At 44.5% G+C, this 18213-nt stretch carries 12 protein-coding genes; 9 read left to right on the top strand and 3 right to left on the bottom strand.

What is annotated here, in order from left to right; all coding sequences use genetic code 11:
• Nucleotides 1–4 precede the first annotated feature (4 nt).
• From JMX89_RS01400 to JMX89_RS01415, 4 genes are all read left to right on the top strand, one after another.
• Nucleotides 5–811, top strand: a complete 807-nt coding sequence (locus JMX89_RS01400) for an enoyl-CoA hydratase/isomerase family protein (RefSeq protein WP_201530841.1) — start codon at nucleotides 5–7, stop codon at nucleotides 809–811.
• 142 nt (nucleotides 812–953) lie between these two features.
• Entirely contained in the window at nucleotides 954–3068 is a 2115-nt protein-coding gene (locus tag JMX89_RS01405) for an acetyl/propionyl/methylcrotonyl-CoA carboxylase subunit alpha (RefSeq protein ID WP_201550574.1), read from the top strand.
• 14 nt (nucleotides 3069–3082) lie between these two features.
• On the top strand, nucleotides 3083–4003 hold the full coding sequence (locus tag JMX89_RS01410; RefSeq protein WP_265088665.1) for a hydroxymethylglutaryl-CoA lyase: 921 nt from the start codon (nucleotides 3083–3085) through the stop codon (nucleotides 4001–4003).
• Nucleotides 4004–4200: 197 nt separating this feature from the next.
• Nucleotides 4201–5388: an isovaleryl-CoA dehydrogenase gene (locus JMX89_RS01415; RefSeq protein ID WP_133103779.1), complete on the top strand. Its 1188-nt coding sequence runs from the start codon at nucleotides 4201–4203 to the stop codon at nucleotides 5386–5388.
• Nucleotides 5389–5619: 231 nt separating this feature from the next.
• Here the strand turns inward: JMX89_RS01415 and JMX89_RS01420 are convergent, their stop codons facing one another.
• Both JMX89_RS01420 and JMX89_RS01425 read right to left on the bottom strand, forming a co-directional pair.
• Nucleotides 5620–6348 (bottom strand): pantothenate kinase, encoded by a 729-nt coding sequence (locus JMX89_RS01420; RefSeq protein ID WP_201530837.1) that lies wholly within the window; start codon nucleotides 6346–6348, stop codon nucleotides 5620–5622.
• A gap of 37 nt (nucleotides 6349–6385) precedes the next feature.
• Nucleotides 6386–7348 (bottom strand): biotin--[acetyl-CoA-carboxylase] ligase, encoded by a 963-nt coding sequence (locus tag JMX89_RS01425; RefSeq protein ID WP_201550576.1) that lies wholly within the window; start codon nucleotides 7346–7348, stop codon nucleotides 6386–6388.
• A gap of 213 nt (nucleotides 7349–7561) precedes the next feature.
• Here JMX89_RS01425 and JMX89_RS01430 point away from each other — a divergent pair, with 213 nt between their 5' ends.
• Nucleotides 7562–8365, top strand: coding sequence for a sulfite exporter TauE/SafE family protein (locus JMX89_RS01430; RefSeq protein WP_201530911.1), 804 nt, complete (start codon nucleotides 7562–7564; stop codon nucleotides 8363–8365).
• Nucleotides 8366–8368: 3 nt separating this feature from the next.
• On the opposite strand, the gene JMX89_RS01435 is transcribed toward JMX89_RS01430, so the two are convergent.
• Entirely contained in the window at nucleotides 8369–8668 is a 300-nt protein-coding gene (locus tag JMX89_RS01435; protein ID WP_201530833.1) for a DUF4298 domain-containing protein, read from the bottom strand.
• Nucleotides 8669–8807: 139 nt separating this feature from the next.
• Here JMX89_RS01435 and JMX89_RS01440 point away from each other — a divergent pair, with 139 nt between their 5' ends.
• From JMX89_RS01440 to JMX89_RS01455, 4 genes are all read left to right on the top strand, one after another.
• Complete coding sequence (locus tag JMX89_RS01440) at nucleotides 8808–12776, top strand: AAA family ATPase (RefSeq protein ID WP_201550577.1); 3969 nt, start codon at nucleotides 8808–8810, stop codon at nucleotides 12774–12776.
• Between the two features lie 188 nt (nucleotides 12777–12964).
• The gene (locus JMX89_RS01445) at nucleotides 12965–13987 is read left to right on the top strand and encodes a cell division protein ZipA C-terminal FtsZ-binding domain-containing protein (RefSeq protein WP_149408849.1); all 1023 of its coding nucleotides are present in this window, start codon (nucleotides 12965–12967) and stop codon (nucleotides 13985–13987) included.
• A gap of 179 nt (nucleotides 13988–14166) precedes the next feature.
• Nucleotides 14167–16242: an NAD-dependent DNA ligase LigA gene (gene ligA, locus JMX89_RS01450; RefSeq protein WP_201530829.1), complete on the top strand. Its 2076-nt coding sequence runs from the start codon at nucleotides 14167–14169 to the stop codon at nucleotides 16240–16242.
• 5 nt (nucleotides 16243–16247) lie between these two features.
• Nucleotides 16248–18182, top strand: coding sequence for a tetratricopeptide repeat protein (locus tag JMX89_RS01455; RefSeq protein WP_201530828.1), 1935 nt, complete (start codon nucleotides 16248–16250; stop codon nucleotides 18180–18182).
• The last annotated feature ends 31 nt before the right edge of the window (nucleotides 18183–18213 follow it).

An 18213-nucleotide genomic window follows, 5' to 3' on the forward strand; every position in this document is an offset into this window, starting at 1 on the left:
AGATATGCAACAAAATTTGAATCATTATAAAAGTCTATTGGTTAACGTTGAGCAGCATATTGCAACAGTAACCTTGAATCGCCCTCAGATACGTAACGCCTTTAATGATGAAATGATTGCTGAGTTGACCCATGCTTTCAAGACGCTTAGCGATGATGAGCAAGTACGCGTTATCGTTTTAGCGGCTGTAGGCAAAGCGTTCTGTGCGGGTGCCGATTTGAATTGGATGCGCGCCATGGCGGATTATAGCTATGAGGAAAATCTAGCGGATGCGGACAAATTGGCACAAATGCTCAAGACCATTTATGAGTGCCCAAAAGCAACGATAGCGGCGGTACAAGGGGATGTTTATGCAGGCGGCATGGGTTTGGTTGCTGTCTGTGATGTAGCTATCGCTGTAAGAATTGCCAATTTTTGTCTTAGCGAAGTGCGTCTGGGCTTAGCACCAGCAACCATTAGCCCTTATGTGATTAGAGCTTTAGGTGCCAGAGCCTCACAGCGTTATTTTCTCAGTGCGGAAGTATTTGATAGCAAAAAAGCCCGTCAGCTTGGTTTTATCCATGAGCGCGTTAGTGAAGAATGGCTGGATGAAGCGGTTGCTGCGTTCTGCGTCAAAGTGGTTAAAAACAGCCCTGAGGCCGTCAAAACCTGCAAGCGCTTATTGCATGAAGTCGCGGGCGCACCGATTACCGATGAACTAATCGCCGATACGGTCAAAGGCATCGCTGATATTCGTTCATCAGAGCAGGGTAAGGAAGGGGTGCAAGCATTTTTACAGAAGCGCCAACCTGATTGGCTAGCAGCAGAGTAGCAATAAAGAATAGAAATAAAAAATATATGCGCTAAATTGCCAATGAATAACAGAATAAATTTAGCGTAAACGGTCATACGTGAATATCATCCTACCGTTTGATTATTTATCAACGATAAAACGACAAGATACAGGGATAGTTATGTTTTCTAAAATTTTGATCGCCAACCGTGGTGAAATCGCTTGCCGAGTTGCCGCCACTGCCAAGCGTTTGGGTGTAAGTACCGTTGCGGTTTATTCTGATGCTGACTGTGAGGCTAAGCATGTGGCTGTCTGTGATGAAGCCGTATATCTAGGTGGTTCGGCTCCTAAAGACAGCTACCTAAAAGGCGATGCTATCATTGCCATTGCCAAAGAGACTGGCGCACAAGCGATTCACCCAGGTTATGGATTTTTAAGTGAAAACGCAGATTTTGCTCAAGCTTGTCAAGATGCAGGTTTGGTCTTTATCGGGCCATCTGCGGACGCTATCCGTGCCATGGGCGGAAAATCTGAGTCCAAACGTTTGATGGAAGCGGCTGGCGTGCCACTAATACCCGGCTACCATGGTGAAAATCAAGATGCGCAATTTTTGCAGCAGCAAGCCGATAGCATTGGCTATCCTGTACTGATTAAAGCCAGTGCTGGTGGTGGTGGTAAAGGTATGCGTATCGTTGAGCAGTCCAGTGACTTTATTGATTTATTAGAATCTTGTCGCCGTGAAGCGATTACCAGTTTCGGTAACGATCAAGTATTGGTCGAAAAATACGCATTGAAACCTCGCCATATAGAAATCCAAGTATTCGGTGATACGCATGGTAATTATGTCCATCTGTTTGAGCGAGATTGCTCGGTACAGCGTCGCCATCAAAAAGTATTAGAAGAAGCGCCGGCACCGGGTGTTGATGCAGAGATGCGTGAAGCGATGGGAACAGCGGCAATCGAAGCCGCTCGTGCGGTCAATTATTTTGGCGCAGGTACGGTTGAGTTCATCGTTGAGCAGCGCGAAGGTTCGATGAACTTTTATTTTATGGAAATGAATACCCGTCTGCAAGTTGAGCATCCGGTCAGTGAAGCTATCTCTGGCGTCGACTTGGTCGAATGGCAGCTATTGGTCGCGGCAGGTTTGCCATTGCCGAAAAAACAGGACGAGCTGACTATCAACGGTCATGCGATTGAAGCACGTATTTGTGCTGAAAATCCTGATAATGGGTTTCTGCCAGCAACGGGCACTTTATTTACTTATCAAAAACCTGACCACAGTACCTTTGTCATTAATAAGAACAGCACTGATGTGCGTATCGATGACGGTGTACGCGAAGGCGATGTCATTAGCCCGTTTTATGACTCTATGATTGCAAAGCTTATCGTTCATGCACCTACTCGCGAGCAAGCATTAGCCAAGCTCGATCGTGCACTCGCTCAAACGCGCATCGTCGGTCTGCCAAATAACGTCGCATTTTTGCGCTATATTCTTAATACGGAATCGTTTAGCCAAGCCAATCTTGATACCGCGTTGATTGAACGTGAGCGTGAGCAGCTGTTTGATCAGCATCCGCTTGAATTATCGACGCTTACGGTTACTGCTATTGCGCAGCAGCTTGCTAGTGAAGCGAAAACGCAAGGGTCAGATCCGTTTAGCAAGCCTACGGGTTTCCGTGCCTTTAGCGATTATACGCGCTCGTTTAGCTTAGTTTATAATGAGCAATCTTATAATGCTCGTATTAGCAACTGGCGCAATGCAAATTGTTCAGATAACAAAAAGGGCAGCGATAACCTCAGTAGCTTTACGCTAGTTATTGGGAAAGAAGTTGCTAAGACTCAAGATAATAGCAACGCTAATGTAGCTGCCCAGATAGAAACTGTCTATGAAGCTCAAGTCAGCTATAGCAGTATTGACGCACACAATCATACTCTATGGTTAGATGGTGCTCGTATCAACGCCCAAAGCTGGACAAACCATGAGACCGTCTATGTCTTTACTGATAACGGGCGTGATGAAATCACCCTTGTTGATATCATGGCGCATGTTGGTGAAGAGAATGCGGCGGTCGGTAGCTTAAAGTCGCCAATGCCAGGGCAAGTCGTGGCCTTCAAAGTTGCAGTCGGTGATACGGTGAAAAAAGGCGAGCCATTGGCTGTCATTGAAGCGATGAAAATCGAACATACTATTACGGCACCGACAGATGGCGTGGTTGTAGAATTATTATTCGCCGCAGGTGACTTGGTTGCTGATGGTGGTGAGCTGCTGCGTATTGATAGCCAAGAGAATCAGTAAAAAGGACAATCTGTATGAGTATCTCGTACCCAAAACACGTCACCATCGTTGATGTTAGCCCACGTGATGGGCTACAAAATGAATCAATGACGGTACCGACTGCGGTTAAGCAAAGGCTTATCAACGATTTGATTGCCGCAGGGGTTAAAAAGCTTGAGGCTACTAGCTTTGTATCGCCTAAATGGGTACCGCAAATGGGCGACAATAGCACGCTGTTAGAGGCACTTGCAGCGACACGTCACAGTGATGTGAGCTATTCGGTGTTGGTGCCGAACATGCGTGGTTTTGAAAATGCTATCGTGCATCGTCCTGATGAGATTGTTATCTTTGGCTCAGCAAGCGAAACCTTTAGCCAAAAGAATATTAACTGTAGTATCGATGAAAGTATTGAGCGTTTCGCGCCCGTTGCCGCTGCGGCTAAAGCGCAAGGAATCAAGGTGCGCGGCGTTATCTCTTGTACTGTCGGCTGCCCTTATGAAGGCGAGATCGACCCAAGCCAAGTAGCTTACGTGACTAAGCGCTTGGTTGAGATTGGCTCAGAGCAGATTGGCATTGCTGATACCATTGGTGTTGGTACGCCGCTCAAAGTACAGCGTGCGTTACAGGCTACACTTGAATATGCTGATATCAGCATGTTATCGGGGCATTTCCATGATACCTATGGTCAAGCGCTCAGCAACACATTAGCGGCACTACAAATGGGCGTCAGTGAATTTGATACTTCAGTCGCTGGACTTGGCGGCTGTCCGTATGCCAAAGGCGCAACGGGCAATGTCGCCACCGAAGACGTCGTCTATATGCTGCATGGTATGGGTATCAGTACTGGCATTGATTTGGATAAATTGGTCGTGGCTGGTGAGCGTATCAGTGAGTTTTTAGGTCGTCCTAATGGCTCAAACGTGGCACGTGCTTTAATTAACAAACATCAGTCTTAACTAATTTCATTAAGAATATAGTTAGTCATAAGCTAAATGAATAGATAGATAGGTTTATGGCTGGGACAAATTTTTTGAAGCCTCTGGAGTGACGAAGTCGCACAGCAAGCGAGGAAAATTTGTCCCAGCTATATCATCTATTTTTAAATTGACACAGCGCTAGTAAAAAATTAAACATCAAAATACAAGGAATGGTTATGAGTTTACCTGGATTGAATTTTCAGCTTGGCGAAGATATCGATGCCTTACGTGATATGGTACAACAGTTTGCGGCTAATGAAATAGCCCCACGTGCTGCTGAGATTGACAGTAGCGATGAGTTCCCAATGGATTTGTGGCAAAAGATGGGTGATATTGGTCTACATGGCATCACCGTTCCTGAAGAGTATGGTGGCTCTGACATGGGTTATGTCGCGCATATGGTCGCGATGGAAGAGATTAGCCGTGCTTCTGCCTCTGTGGCACTTAGCTATGGTGCACATTCTAATCTGTGTATCAATCAGCTCAAACGTAACGGCAGTGAAGCACAAAAACAAAAATATCTGCCAAAACTCATCAGTGGTGAATTCATAGGCGCACTAGCCATGAGTGAAACCGGTGCAGGCTCAGATGTGGTCAGCATGAAGCTAAAAGCCGAAGAAAAAGACGGTCATTATGTGCTAAATGGTAGCAAAATGTGGATTACCAATGGTCCTGATGCTGATGTGATGGTGGTTTATGCCAAAACCAATCCTGAGCTGGGTGCTAAAGGCATGACGGCTTTTATCGTTGAAAAAGGCATGGAAGGCTTTGGTACGGCACAGAAGCTCGACAAACTAGGTATGCGCGGTAGTCATACTGGTGAAATGACCTTTAATAATGTTGAAGTACCTAAAGAGAATATCTTAGGCGGCTTAAACGAAGGCGTTAAAGTTTTAATGAGCGGTCTTGATTATGAGCGCGCGGTATTAGCCGCAGGTCCTATTGGCATCATGCAGGCGGTGATGGATAACGTCGTCCCTTATATCCATGACCGTAAGCAGTTCGGTCAAGCCATCGGTGAGTTTCAGTTAATCCAAGGTAAAGTTGCTGATATGTATACCATCTTGCAAGCAGGGCGCAGCTTCTTATATACCGTTGGTAAAAATCTCGATATGCTAGATCAACGCGGTGCCGGTCATAGCCGTGAAGTGCGTAAAGACTGCGCCAGTGTGATTTTATGGTGTGCCGAAAAAGCCACTTGGATGGCAGGTGAGGGCATTCAAATCTTTGGTGGTAATGGCTATACCAACGAGTATCCACTCGGTCGTTACTGGCGCGATGCCAAGCTTTATGAGATTGGCGCGGGTACCAGTGAGATTCGCCGTATGCTAGTCGGTCGTGAATTGTTTAACGAGACTAAGTAAGAATTATTGAGTGTTCATTAGATATTAAGTTCAAAATAAAATGGATACATTAATATCCTCGTGCTAATGAGCTAAATTTTTCTTGCGTGCTGTTCGCAGGCGTGACAGAGTCTGCGAATAGCTCATCCCTTTAGCACTCTATATTGGTCTCAAATCAAATAGACATAAAAAAGCAGGACGTTTTAAGCGTCCTGCTTTTTTAATTTCTAGCTTATAAAATTTTTTCAGTTATCATGCCTGTTTACTATGATCAAAATAGCGCGCAAGACCATTTAATAATAAATCGTCACGCAGGCGCACTGGGCGGTTGACGTGTTGGGCGATAATAGCTGCATCACCGCCAGTCATGATCACTTCAAAGTTGGGATGACGTGTGCTAATCTCGTTAATAGCACCAACGATGGACAATAATATCCCACGATGGACCGCATCTTGCGTGGTGGTGCCCTGACTGACGCTATCAAAAGTACCGTTAGAGATGGTGATTTGCTTGGTACCAGAAAATAGCGACTCGCGCTGAAGATAAATACTAGGGAAAATATAACCGCCTAAATGCTCAGCATGGTCAATCAAATCAATGGTCACCGCCGTACCACAACCTATCACACATTGACGTTTGGTTCTATCCACTGCGCCGAGCATTTGTAGCCAGCGATCACAGCCGAGCTGCTCATCATTATAAGTGCTTTTCATCAGCGGATAATTGGCATCGACGTGGACAAATTCAAACGGGATATTAAGGCGACTGAGCGTTTCTGAAACTTTGACATTAAGATCATCGCCGAGCACTGATGAGATACCGATAAAGTCAGGGGCATAACGCTCAAAGCGGTCGGTCAAACCCATGAGTAATTCAGCAGGTGCTTGCAAATGTTGCTTGGCATCATGTGAGACTATCTGCCCGATATCATCGGTCAGCCAGTATTTAAGGCGGGTGTTGCCGAGATCAAGCCAGAGCATAAAATTCCCTTTAGATAGAGCGCATTCAGTAAATGCTTTAAGCGTTATCAATAACGTCGATGCGTCCGGTAAAAAGCGCAGAAATATTACCGTTATCTTGACGCAATTGCAAACATCCATGTGTATCAATACCGCAAGCATAGCCAGTGAGCGTCTCTGTTTGACCGTTATGCTCTTGGCTAATACGTAAGCGCCGTCCTGCTAGTGCATCCATCGAATTAAATTGCTGCAAAAAGCTGTCTAAATTATAGGTTTGACCGGTTGGCTTCTCTAACCCTAAATGCTCAAAGCGTGTCATTGCTGCCATTAATGCTTTGCTCATTTGTTGATAAAGCTCTCGTAGATTTGGCAGCGTACTTGCTGATTTGTCTGGCGCTAGCAGCTGCTCGATATCTTGTAAGCTAATGGCTTGGTATCTCATACCTTCGCAGGTTTGGGCAGTAAGCTTGGGAGTTGCTTGTACATTAAGACCAACTCCCATCACCACGCCGACCAATTTGCCCGCTTGGGTAACCGGCTCAATCAATATACCAGCAAGTTTGCTAAATTGAATAATTTTCGTGCTTGATACGGCTTCATCCGTTACAGAGAAAGATTGATAAAAACCCAAATCATTCGCCCATTTTACCCCTATAGGTGTTAAACCTTGGTTAGCTAGTTGTGCATTTAATGTTTGAATAACAGGCATTTTTGCCAGCTCAATACCGATTATTAACGATAATAAACCGCTAATCGGCATATGTACTGGATAGTATAACGACAGATAAACATTGCCACGTGGTGATTGCCATGAACGCCCATGTTGTCCACGACCTGCGCTTTGGGTTTCGGCAGTCAGTAAATGCATTTCATGGGCATTGAGCGTGCCATCCTGTACCGCTATGATAAGCTCGCTGTTGGTCGAGATGCTGCTAAATAGGTGCCGATGGTTAAGCTCTGGCAAATGAGTAAGCAGGTGAGACTTAGAGTCGCAGTCAGATAAAGAGTCGAGTGGCAGCATACGTTTTTTCGCTTTGGTTAATAGAGCAAAGGTGATAAATGTGGCAAGAGAATTTTTTGATATACTGAGCGATGGTCACAAATATTCAATACAGAGTAGATAGGATAAAGGTCAGTATACGATTTGGCAAATGCAATTAAGCGTATGATAAGTAAGTGCTGAAAAGATAAAGTAATCTAGTAAAAAGAAGCAGGATAAAAGGCTAATTCGATGATGTTATATGTATGGTTTGTGATTGCAGGGGCGTTTGCTGGCGTCAGCGCCGGCTTGTTTGGCGTCGGTGGCGGTATGATTATCGTACCAGCATTGGTCTGGATTTTTGCGGCTTATAATTTTCCTCCTGAAGTAATCACGCATTTAGCTATTGGTACCTCACTTGCAACTATTGTTGTAACCTCAATCAGCTCAATGACAGCCCACAATAAGCGCGGCGGTGTACGATGGGAAGTATGGCGCAAGATGGCGTTGGGCTTGGTCATCGGCAGTCTGGTTGGGGCAGGCATTGCCGATATGATTGACGGTAAGGTATTGCAAGCGATTATCGGTGTCGGTGCTTTATTGGTCGCTTTAAAGATGTTCTTCTTCTCCAATAAAGAGCAGTTGGGCAAACCATTACCGTCGGTTGGTGTGCAGTTTGGCGCGGGTACGGGCATTGGTATGGCGTCCTCTATTTTTGGGATTGGCGGCGGTAGCTTGACCGTGCCATTTTTAAACTGGGCAGGGCTACCGATGAAGCAATCGGTCGGTACGTCTGCCGCTTGTGGTTTACCTATTGCATTGGCTGGCGCAGCAGGGTTTGCGTGGTTTGGTCAAGATGTGGTTAATCTGCCCGAAGGTACGATAGGCTTTGTCCATATCACAGGATTCTTATGTATTTCCGTTGCTAGCTTTGCGATGGCGAAGGTCGGTGCCAAACTTGCCCATGTATTACCTGCGCTCACGCTTAAGCGTGCCTTTGGCATATTATTGTTATTTGCGGGTGGACAGTTATTGTTAAGTGGGATCGGGGTAATTTAGGTTTTACTTCCTATCAATCGCATCTAGCCCTAAACGCATCCACTTTCTTGCTAGCTCATCATGGTCGCTGAGCATACTCCATAGCGCATCTTCACTAAATATAGAGTGCTCTTTACCCGAATGCTCAATGGGCAGATCCGCTTCACGATCCGCCATCCATTGTGGATTAAGATAGTAATCTTTTAACTCGTTTAGCAATGCTTCAGCTTGCAAAAACTGCTGTTGCGCTTTGAGCTGCTGGCGGTATAGTTCGCACCATTGCTCATATTTTTGCTGCAATTCTTGCGGATTATAGTTAGTCATTTTAATTCTCTTGATTTTTAGTGTTTAAATTAATGATATTGATTTTAAGCCATATTATAGCGTCCCTCATAAACCCTAAAAATTTAGCACAATTTGAGGTAGAATAGCCGCCTGTTTTTGCTAAGTTTACTGATTATTCATGCGTCTAAAATCTCTCAAGCTGGCAGGCTTTAAATCCTTTGCCAATCCTACCACTTTTACCTTTCGCCATGGCATCACCGCCATCGTCGGGCCAAACGGCTGTGGCAAATCCAACGTCATTGATGCCATTCGCTGGGTGCTGGGTGAGACCTCTGCCAAGCAATTACGCGGTGGAGCGATGAGTGACGTTATCTTTGCTGGTACGCAAGACAAGGCTGCCAAAAGTGTCGCCAGCGTTGAGCTGACTTTTGAGCATACCCAAGACGAGCAGACGGGTATTCGCCATGAGTTTAATTTATATCAAGAGTTGTCCGTTCGCCGTCAGGTAAATTTGGAAGGACGCTCGGACTACTTTATCAATGGCACGCGCTGTCGTCGTCGTGATGTGGTCGATGTATTCTTGGGTACGGGTCTTGGCGCGCGCAGTTATGCCGTCATCGAGCAGGGTATGATTGGGCGTATTGTTGAGTCTAGCCCACTGCAGCTACGTGAATTTATCGAAGAGGCGGCAGGGGTTTCGCGCTATCAAGCCCGCCGTGAAGAGACGCAAAAGAAGTTAGAAAAAACTAAAGACAATTTGGCACGTCTGCATGATATGCAAAGCGAGCTGGTCAGCCAACAAAAACGCTTGTCTAAGCAAGCCGCCAGTGCTGAGCGTTATGAAGAGCTGGCGTTAACGCTTGCTGATATTAAACAACAACTTGCCATTCAACAGTTATATCAAGCCAAACACAATCAGCAGCAGCAGAAAATCGCTCATGAGCGTAGTGCCACTGAGGTTGCAACCTTACAAGCCGACTATGAGACTCTAAAAGCCAAACAAGATAAGCTTGCGACATATATCAATCAGGAGCAGTGGCTCAAAGACGATGCCCAAAGCAGCCATTATCAGCAGCAGCTAAGCTATCAACAAGCAGAGCACCAGCTCAGTGATGTCAAGTCACAGCTGACCACCATTGAGCAGCAACTAGCCAGTTTATATCAACAGCGCGAGCAATTAGTCGATGAGATTGAGCGCTTAAAATCTGATGAAGCTGATCAGCAGAAGGTGCTAGAAGCATTGCGTCCGAAGCTCATTGAATTAACGAATAAACGTGAAGTGCATAAACGCAACGAGCAACCGTTGCAGCGCGCCTACCATGATGCGCAAAACCAGCTATCAAGGCTACAAGATACTGCGCGCTCGCTTGAGCAGCAGCAAGCCATTAATAACCAAGCACAAAAACGGCAGCAGCAAAACCATGATAAGTGGCAGCGCCGCCAGCAAAATTGGCAAAATCTCTGGCAGCAATTACAACAGTCTGTATTTCTAAATAATAGTGCTGACGAGCAAGAGCCGGCTGATGCGAACAATTTACAGCACACATTAGATACGAAAGTGACTGAGCTAAATAAACAGCTGCAACAGATTGAGCGTCAACAAGATAGCGTTGATGAACGTCTGTCAGAGCTACAACCGCAAGCGCATGATTTACAACAGCGTTTAAACATGCAGCAGCGCGAGTTAAGTGAATTTGAAAAACGTCATGCCATATTGGCAAGTGAGTACGATACTTTACATCAAATATTACATCCTAAACCTATTCCAAAATCGCAACCGCTTGTTCATGCAAAAACTGCCGATGTTAAAGGTGATTTAGAAAGCGAAATAGTCAGCGACTATAACCAATTGACCATTATCACCTTGCGCGAGCAGATTGAGCTAAGCGAGAAAGGCAAACAACATGCGCAATTACTCGATAGCGTATTGGCGTTGTGGTTGGATAGTCATGTATTGGTTTGCAATCAAACCATGCAGCCAAGCATTGATAACGCGAGCGATGATTCTGAGAAACCACACAGCTTATGGCAAGCGCTTAAGCAGGACTTAACAGCTTTATTTACTTATCGGACTGCGCAAAATGCGCATAGTAGTACGAAAGAGAAGTTACTAGTAGAAACTAGTCACAGCTTATGGTTATCTACAAAGCAAAATGAGGCAAATACAAAACCATTTATCAGTAAATTGCCAGATACTCTAAGTGATAAAGTACTACCTCTATCAGAGCTGATTAGCGCGCCGAACTTAGCGCTTTGGCAGCAATGCTATTTATATATTGCGCAACCTGAGACAAATAATCAGCAGACTCTTGATACTCTCACTGATATTTTAAAAGTATTGCCATCATCAGCCATTTTGCTAACGTCTGATGGCTGGCTTATCAGTCGTCAAGGTACCATTAATCTCAGTAAGTTTATGGGTGCACAAGATGGAAAAAATGATAGCAGTAATCAGTTTTTAACCCAGCGTTTACAGCAGCGTACTCGTCTACAAGCGCTAGAAGAGCTGCTTGATGACATTGAGATAAAAATACAAGACCAGAAAAAATCCATAGCTAAGACTCAATATGACTATGATGCACTGGCAGTTAATGTAGAAGAAACACGCGCTCAAGCGCAGCAGTTAACCCGCGATAAACATCAATATCAGCAGCAACTTACCACCAAACAAGCTAACGCTGAACGTATGCAAGCAGATAACCAACGTCTAAATGCTGATAAAGTCGCCCTTGAGCAAGAGCAGCAAGAATTGGCGCAAGAGCTGCAAGCACTTAATGCTGAGCAACAGCATATTCAAAGTGAGATAACCGCACTGACGCCAAAAATAGCGGATGCCCGTGCGACAAGTCAGCAATTGCAAGTTGAGCATAATGAGCTAAATCGCACGCGGCAAGTAGATGTTGATGCGTGGCAAGCATTACAGCTGCGTATTCAGCAGAGTGAAATGCGTTTAGAGCATTATGTTAGTAGCCTTGCACGGGCAAGTGCGCAATATGATAAATCGCTACAAAGTAAGCAGGGTTTACAGGCAAAGTATGAGCAGCAGAAAAGTAAGCTACCAGCACTGCAAGCGTCATTACAAAGCGCACAGATAGCGCGCGATGAGCAGCAAACGTTATTGACGACACGCGAGACTGCATTGAACGTGCTTAAACAAGATTATGCGCAGCAGCAGACGGCGTTAGAAACGCTGCAACAGTCATTGCAAACCCAGCAAAGCGAGCTTGCTCAGCATAGTACTGAGCTGGCATTAAGCGCGGCGCGATTGGATGATGCCAGCAGCCATACGCAAGATGTTCTAGACGCATACTATCGTATGAGCCATAAATATAAAGCACAATCGGATATGTCGCCGCAGCCGCAGCATCAGGAACAAGTGATGAGTGTCTCAAATTTATTGGCAGATTTTATTGTGCATGATCGCCGTGTACGTCCAGATAAAATCGCTGAGCTTGAGTCCGAGCGTAGCAAGCTTGAGCAGCAATTAAGCAAAATTGGCGCGGTCAATCTCGCCGCAGTGGCAGAGTTGGCAGAGGTTAATGAACGCTTAGAGCCATTGGTGCAGCAGACAGCAGATATTGCCGCTAGTATGGACACATTGAAAGATGCCATTGCTTCGATTGATGAGACGACCAAGAAGCTATTTGTGCAGACGCTTGATGCGGTCAATAATGAGCTTGCCAATTTATTTGCCAAAGTTTTTGGTGGCGGACAAGCAAGCCTAACGCTCAATACTGACGATATGCCAGACAACATACCTGCTAATGCGCCAAAATCAGAACAGTGGCGGGCGGGACTAACCTTGATGGCACAGCCAAAAGGTAAGCGTAATAGTCGATTAGCCGTGCTATCAGGCGGTGAAAAAACCCTGACCGCGCTGAGTTTGATTTTTGCGATATTTAAACAGCATCCAGCACCGTTTTGTGTGCTTGATGAAGTTGATGCGCCGCTTGATGATGCCAATGTCGCGCGCTTTACCAGCTTGATTCATGAATTAGCAGACGACTTGCAGTTTATTTTTATTAGCCACAATAAATTAACGATGCAAATTGCTGATGAATTAAAAGGCGTTACTATGCCAAGCGCAGGGATTTCTACCTTGGTCAGCGTATCGCTCGATGAGGCAGCACTTTATATTGCTGAATAGCAAAAATAGTGATAACTGACAGCGATTGTCAGTGGTATAGTTAGGGGTCAGGGCAGAAGGTCACGCAAGTGTGTCAGCCTCACGGTAAACGATGACTATATGGTGACGATGTTAATTAGCCATGCTAGACTATTGCCATTTATTCCCTCTTATGTATTCTCTTTTGTCGTAGATTAGGATTATTTCTCATGACCGCTATTCAGTTTATATTGATCGCCATTGCTGCATTGATTGTGCTTGCTGGGCTAATTATGGTCATGCGTAGCTTTAAGCGTCGCAAAAATGCAGAAGCTGCCGCGGTCAATTATGATAAAAACGGTATTCCTATCATACCGCGTCATGAGCGCAATATCGTCGACCAGCCAGATTTAGACGACACGATCGCTGGCGAAACCAGTATCACGCCTGACCGCAGTTATCTGAATGCAGTCGTTGAAGATGCACCTTTGAGTCAAGCGCGTCAGCAAGACGATGTACAGTTGATGTCTGGATACGATAATGTCAGTAGCGATGTAAACGATAGCTATAGCCAAGTAAATGATGAAGATTATGCGCGCTGGCAGGCGGAGCAGCATAACGATAATAGCGAATTTACCTCTGCTGCTGAGCAAATGAATATCGAACAAGAGCCTGATGCGTTTTCAAGCTTGGTATCGGCAACTGACAGCCTGATGCCATCTATTGATACGGCAGAAGAGCCAAGTTTCAATGATAATAGCCCGATACTTGATCAGCATTTATCAGAGCCGGTCGATGATACGCAAAATGCACCACTTATCAATGCCAAAGACAATATCAATATCACCATCTTGCCGCACCAATATCGTGACCGTCCAGCAGCGTTGATTCGCGGTCGTGATTTATTGGCATTGATCGATAAATATGGTCTGCGTTATGGCGCGATGAATATGTTCCATCGCTATGAGCAAAAAGACGGCACCGGTATGCTCTGGTTTAGCATGATGGGCATCACCGATAGTGGTATCGCGCCTTTTGATCCGCATAGCGTGGCGACCAATAACTATAACGGTGTGGTAGTTTTCTTATCGTTGCCGCATCCGCAAGCGCTGCGCAGTTTCGATAGTATGATGAGTATTGCTTATATGATGGCAAGCGATTTGGACGCTGTGATGCTAGATGAAGAGAACGACCCAATCACGCCTGAATACAAGCAACAGCTACGCAACCAAGTCCGCGATTATGAAGGTTGATCGCTACCAAAGTTGATTAAAATCGATAAATAGTATCAGTACTAAAAAAGGCAAATAGCGATAACGTTGTTTGCCTTTTTACTTTTCCTAGCCATTCATTTTCATTAAAAGTTTATCCGAGTATCTTGCAAACTTGTTATCATATCGACATCTTGAATTGCAAAAAAAAGACGCCGACTATGACTGACCCTATCGCACCGCTTACCTCTAAAGACATCAATACTGCAAAATCTGCAGCAAACGAAGATGCTATCGTGGCTCAAATGCGCACGTTTATTGATGCCCTCAAGCAGCACAATTATGCCTATTATGTGCTCGACAATCCCATCTTAGAAGACAGCGAATACGATCAGTTGCGTCGCTCTTTATTGGAGCTTGAAGAACAATATCCCGATTTGGTACAGCCAGACAGCCCAATCAATCAAGTCGGCGATATGCCGCTATCGGCATTTACGCAAGTGACCCACGATATCCCTATGCTATCGCTTGGTAACGTTTTTGAATATGATGATTTGCGTGATTTTATGCGCCGCGTTAATGACCGCTTAAGCGTCGCTCAGCAAAGCCCAGAGTATGAGATGGAGCTAAAGCTGGATGGTTTGGCGGTATCGCTCAAATATGCTTATGGTAAGTTTGTCCAAGCGGTGACACGCGGTGATGGACAAACGGGCGAGGATATTACCCAAAACGCCAAAACTATCCGTAACTTGCCGCTTTGGCTTGCTGATGCCATTGATATTCCGCTGTTAGAAGTGCGCGGTGAAGTGCTCATGCCCAAGGCGGGATTTGAGCGCCTCAATCGCTTAGCAGCCGAAAAAGAAGAAAAGACTTTTGCCAATCCACGCAATGCTGCTGCTGGGAGTTTACGTCAGCTTGACCCAAGTATAGCCGCCAGCCGTCCGCTCGCATTTTACTGTTATTCAGTCAATCAAGGGTTACCTGAGCATATCAAAACCCAATCAGCAGCGCTTGCTTGGCTAAAAACCATTGGCTTTACCGTCAGTGCAGTTGAGGTGGCACAAAATCCACGCGAGGCTCAAGTTTATTATGAATCGGTAAAGGAGACACGTGGCGAGCTGCCGTTTGAGATTGATGGCATGGTCATCAAGGTCAATAGCTTGGCGTTGCAGCAGCAGCTTGGCTTTCTATCGCGTGAGCCGCGCTGGGCAACTGCTTATAAATTTCCTGCCGAAACTGTCATGACACGCTTGCATGCTATCGAGTGGCAAGTCGGACGCACTGGCGCGATTACACCCGTCGGTAAGCTCGAACCTGTTAAAGTCGGCGGCGTCACGGTCAGCAATGTCACGCTGCATAACTTTGGTGAGATTCAGCGCTTAGATGTGCGTGCAGGCGATATGGTGAGCGTCCACCGTGCAGGGGATGTGATACCTAAAGTGACCCGTGTTTGGACAGATCAACGTCCAGAAAACTCTGAACCGGTACAGCTACCGTCGACCTGCCCAGTATGCGACTCGCCTGTGGTGCTGCCCAAAGATGAAGCGTTGGCGCGTTGCACTGGTGGGCTATATTGTCCCGCGCAGCAGGTCGAGGCGCTCATTCACTTTGTCTCGCGTCGGGCGATGGATATCGATGGCTTAGGCGCAAGTTGGCTGATTAGCTTTTTTGAGCACGGCTTGGTGAAGACCGTTGCCGATATCTATCAGTTGCACAATCATCAAGAGGAGCTGATTACGCTTGAGAAACTGGGCAAAAAATCTGTTCAAAATATCCTCAGCGCTATCGAAGCCAGTAAGCAGACGACATTGGCGCGCTTTATCTATGCGCTGGGTATTCGCGGTGTCGGTGAGACGACAGCACAGAATTTGGCGCAGCAATTTGGCGACTTAGATAGCCTAATGGCTGCTGATATCGAAAAGCTACTGCAAACGCCTGACGTCGGTGCGATCACCGCTGAACTTGCTTATAAATTCTTCCGCGCACCACATAATATCGAAGTCATCACGGCATTGCGAGAAGCTGGCGTGCATTGGGATAAGGTCGAGCAGGTAGCGTCAGAAGGATTGCCGCTCGATGGTCAAACATGGGTGATTACTGGCGCGCTCGATAGCATGGCTCGCGATGAAGCCAAAGCCAAGCTACAAGCGCTCGGTGCCAAAGTATCAGGTAGCATCTCGGCAAAAACGACTGCACTGCTGGCAGGTGATAAAGCTGGATCGAAGATGGCGAAAGCTGAAAAACTGGGCGTTAAAGTAGTGGGTGAGGAAGAGTTTTTGTCGTTGGTTGGGGAGTGAAAAAAATGAGCATGGATAGCTACGAAAATTTAGATGAAGTGACTCGGAAGCAGATTGAGGAGTTGCAAAAGGTTACACGTAAAAGTGATAGTGACGAGCAATTTTCACTTGCTCAGAGAAAGCTGGCTGAAATATTCTATAAGCATGGATTGCTTGATGAAGCTGTTAGAGTCAGTAAATTAATTAAGCCTCAGGACAATAGAGAACATTATAAAAAAGCACAATATAATATTGCTGCTGTTTATGAAGAACAAGACAAAACTGAAGAAGCTCTAAAGATATGGTCGGAAATAGAAGCAGACTCTTCAGAGATATATTCTAGAGCACAATATAATATTGGTGCTATAAAAAGTGATTTATATGAATTTGGGGAAGCAAAAAAAGCTTGGAATAAGGTAAAGAGGAATGGTAGCCCAGAAGCATATGCTAAAGCACAATCCAATTTAGCTTCTCAACTCTTTAAAGAGGGTAACGAGGACGATGCTATTCGAGCATGGAGTAATGTAGAAAAAGATGATTACCCTGAGGCATACACATTTGCACAGTATAATATTGGCGTTGGTCTAAATCGTAAAGGGCATACTAAAGATGCTTTAGATATATGGGGGAAGATAGAAGCTGAACAATCCTTAGACGCATTCAATAGTGCTCAATACAATATTTGCACAGTATCGTTGGAAAATACGCAGTATCAAGATATTAATAGAGCTGAGAATGCACTTAAAAAAATCGTAAACGGATATCAATATGAAAAGCGATGTCTAGAAAAAATCTGTAGATTGCTTAAGACTTCCTCTACTGATATTGGAAAATATTTATTACTACTATTCACTCATACTACTGAGATTATTGAAATACTCAAAGTGGATTTTAGCCATAGAGTAACTGACAATAAGCCTGTAGAACGTAAACTAGCTCACTATACTGGTACAGATACAACAAATAAATTACTAGATATAGAAAAAGGAAAAGAACAACCAAGCTCATTCCGTCTTAACACTATAAATAACGTAAATGATCCTAGTGAAGGCAAACTGCTTTTGAATTATCTAAAAGGGATCAAAGAGGGATTATCATATAATTCTCAATTTGATGAAGATTTACATGCTTTTATTAGTTGTTTTACCTTTAATCACGATAGTCTTAACCAGTTCAGGCTATACGGTAAACAAGATAATAAGGAAGCCTCCGGAATTAGCTTGGTGTTTAATAAAGGCTTTTTTCAAAAACATAATTCTACTGTAGGATTGTCTTACGTAGCATTTGAAGACAATACAAAGGAAATCAGTACAACTTCTGTTCAAAAGAATGTTGATGATGAATCTGGTGAAAATAATATACAAGCTATAAGCAAAATAAAAAAGCAGCCAGTAGTGAGATGTGTTTATCTTGATCCTACTTCTGATTACATTCATTTAGCTCAGCGCAATCGACTAACGTTTTTTCGAGAATTTAATGATGAAATTGTGCAATTAGGAAGTGAACAGATAAGTAAAGCTAAACACGAGTGGAAGGAATATCAGAGCTTTATTGATAAAAAGACGGAAGATTTCAGAAGGGCTTTTATAGACCTTAAAAGTGCTTATAAAGCTATTGCAGAAGAATTAACTAAGATTGAGGAAAAAAATCCAAGTTTATCAGGCAAAATAAAAATTTTATTAAATGAAATTCTTTTACCTCTAAAATATCTTATCAAACATTCAGCATTTCAAGAAGAACAAGAGTGTCGTATGGTTTATATGACTTCACTTGATGATAAAAAAGTAAAGATGGAGTTTGGTAGGTTTCTATACGTTGAATATGAATCAGAAGTAAAGTCACATCTTGATAAAATCTATATTGCCCCAGCAGCTACTCAATATCAGCCTTATCTAGCTAAGCTACTTTGCGATACAAATGTAAAGATTGAACTTTCCAACAATCCATATCGTCAGACTTAATATTTTTGAGTAGCGTGTGTCATATGAACTA

The sequence above is a fragment of the Psychrobacter sp. DD43 genome (assembly GCF_904846555.1).
Taxonomy (GTDB): Bacteria; Pseudomonadota; Gammaproteobacteria; order Pseudomonadales; family Moraxellaceae; genus Psychrobacter; species Psychrobacter cryohalolentis.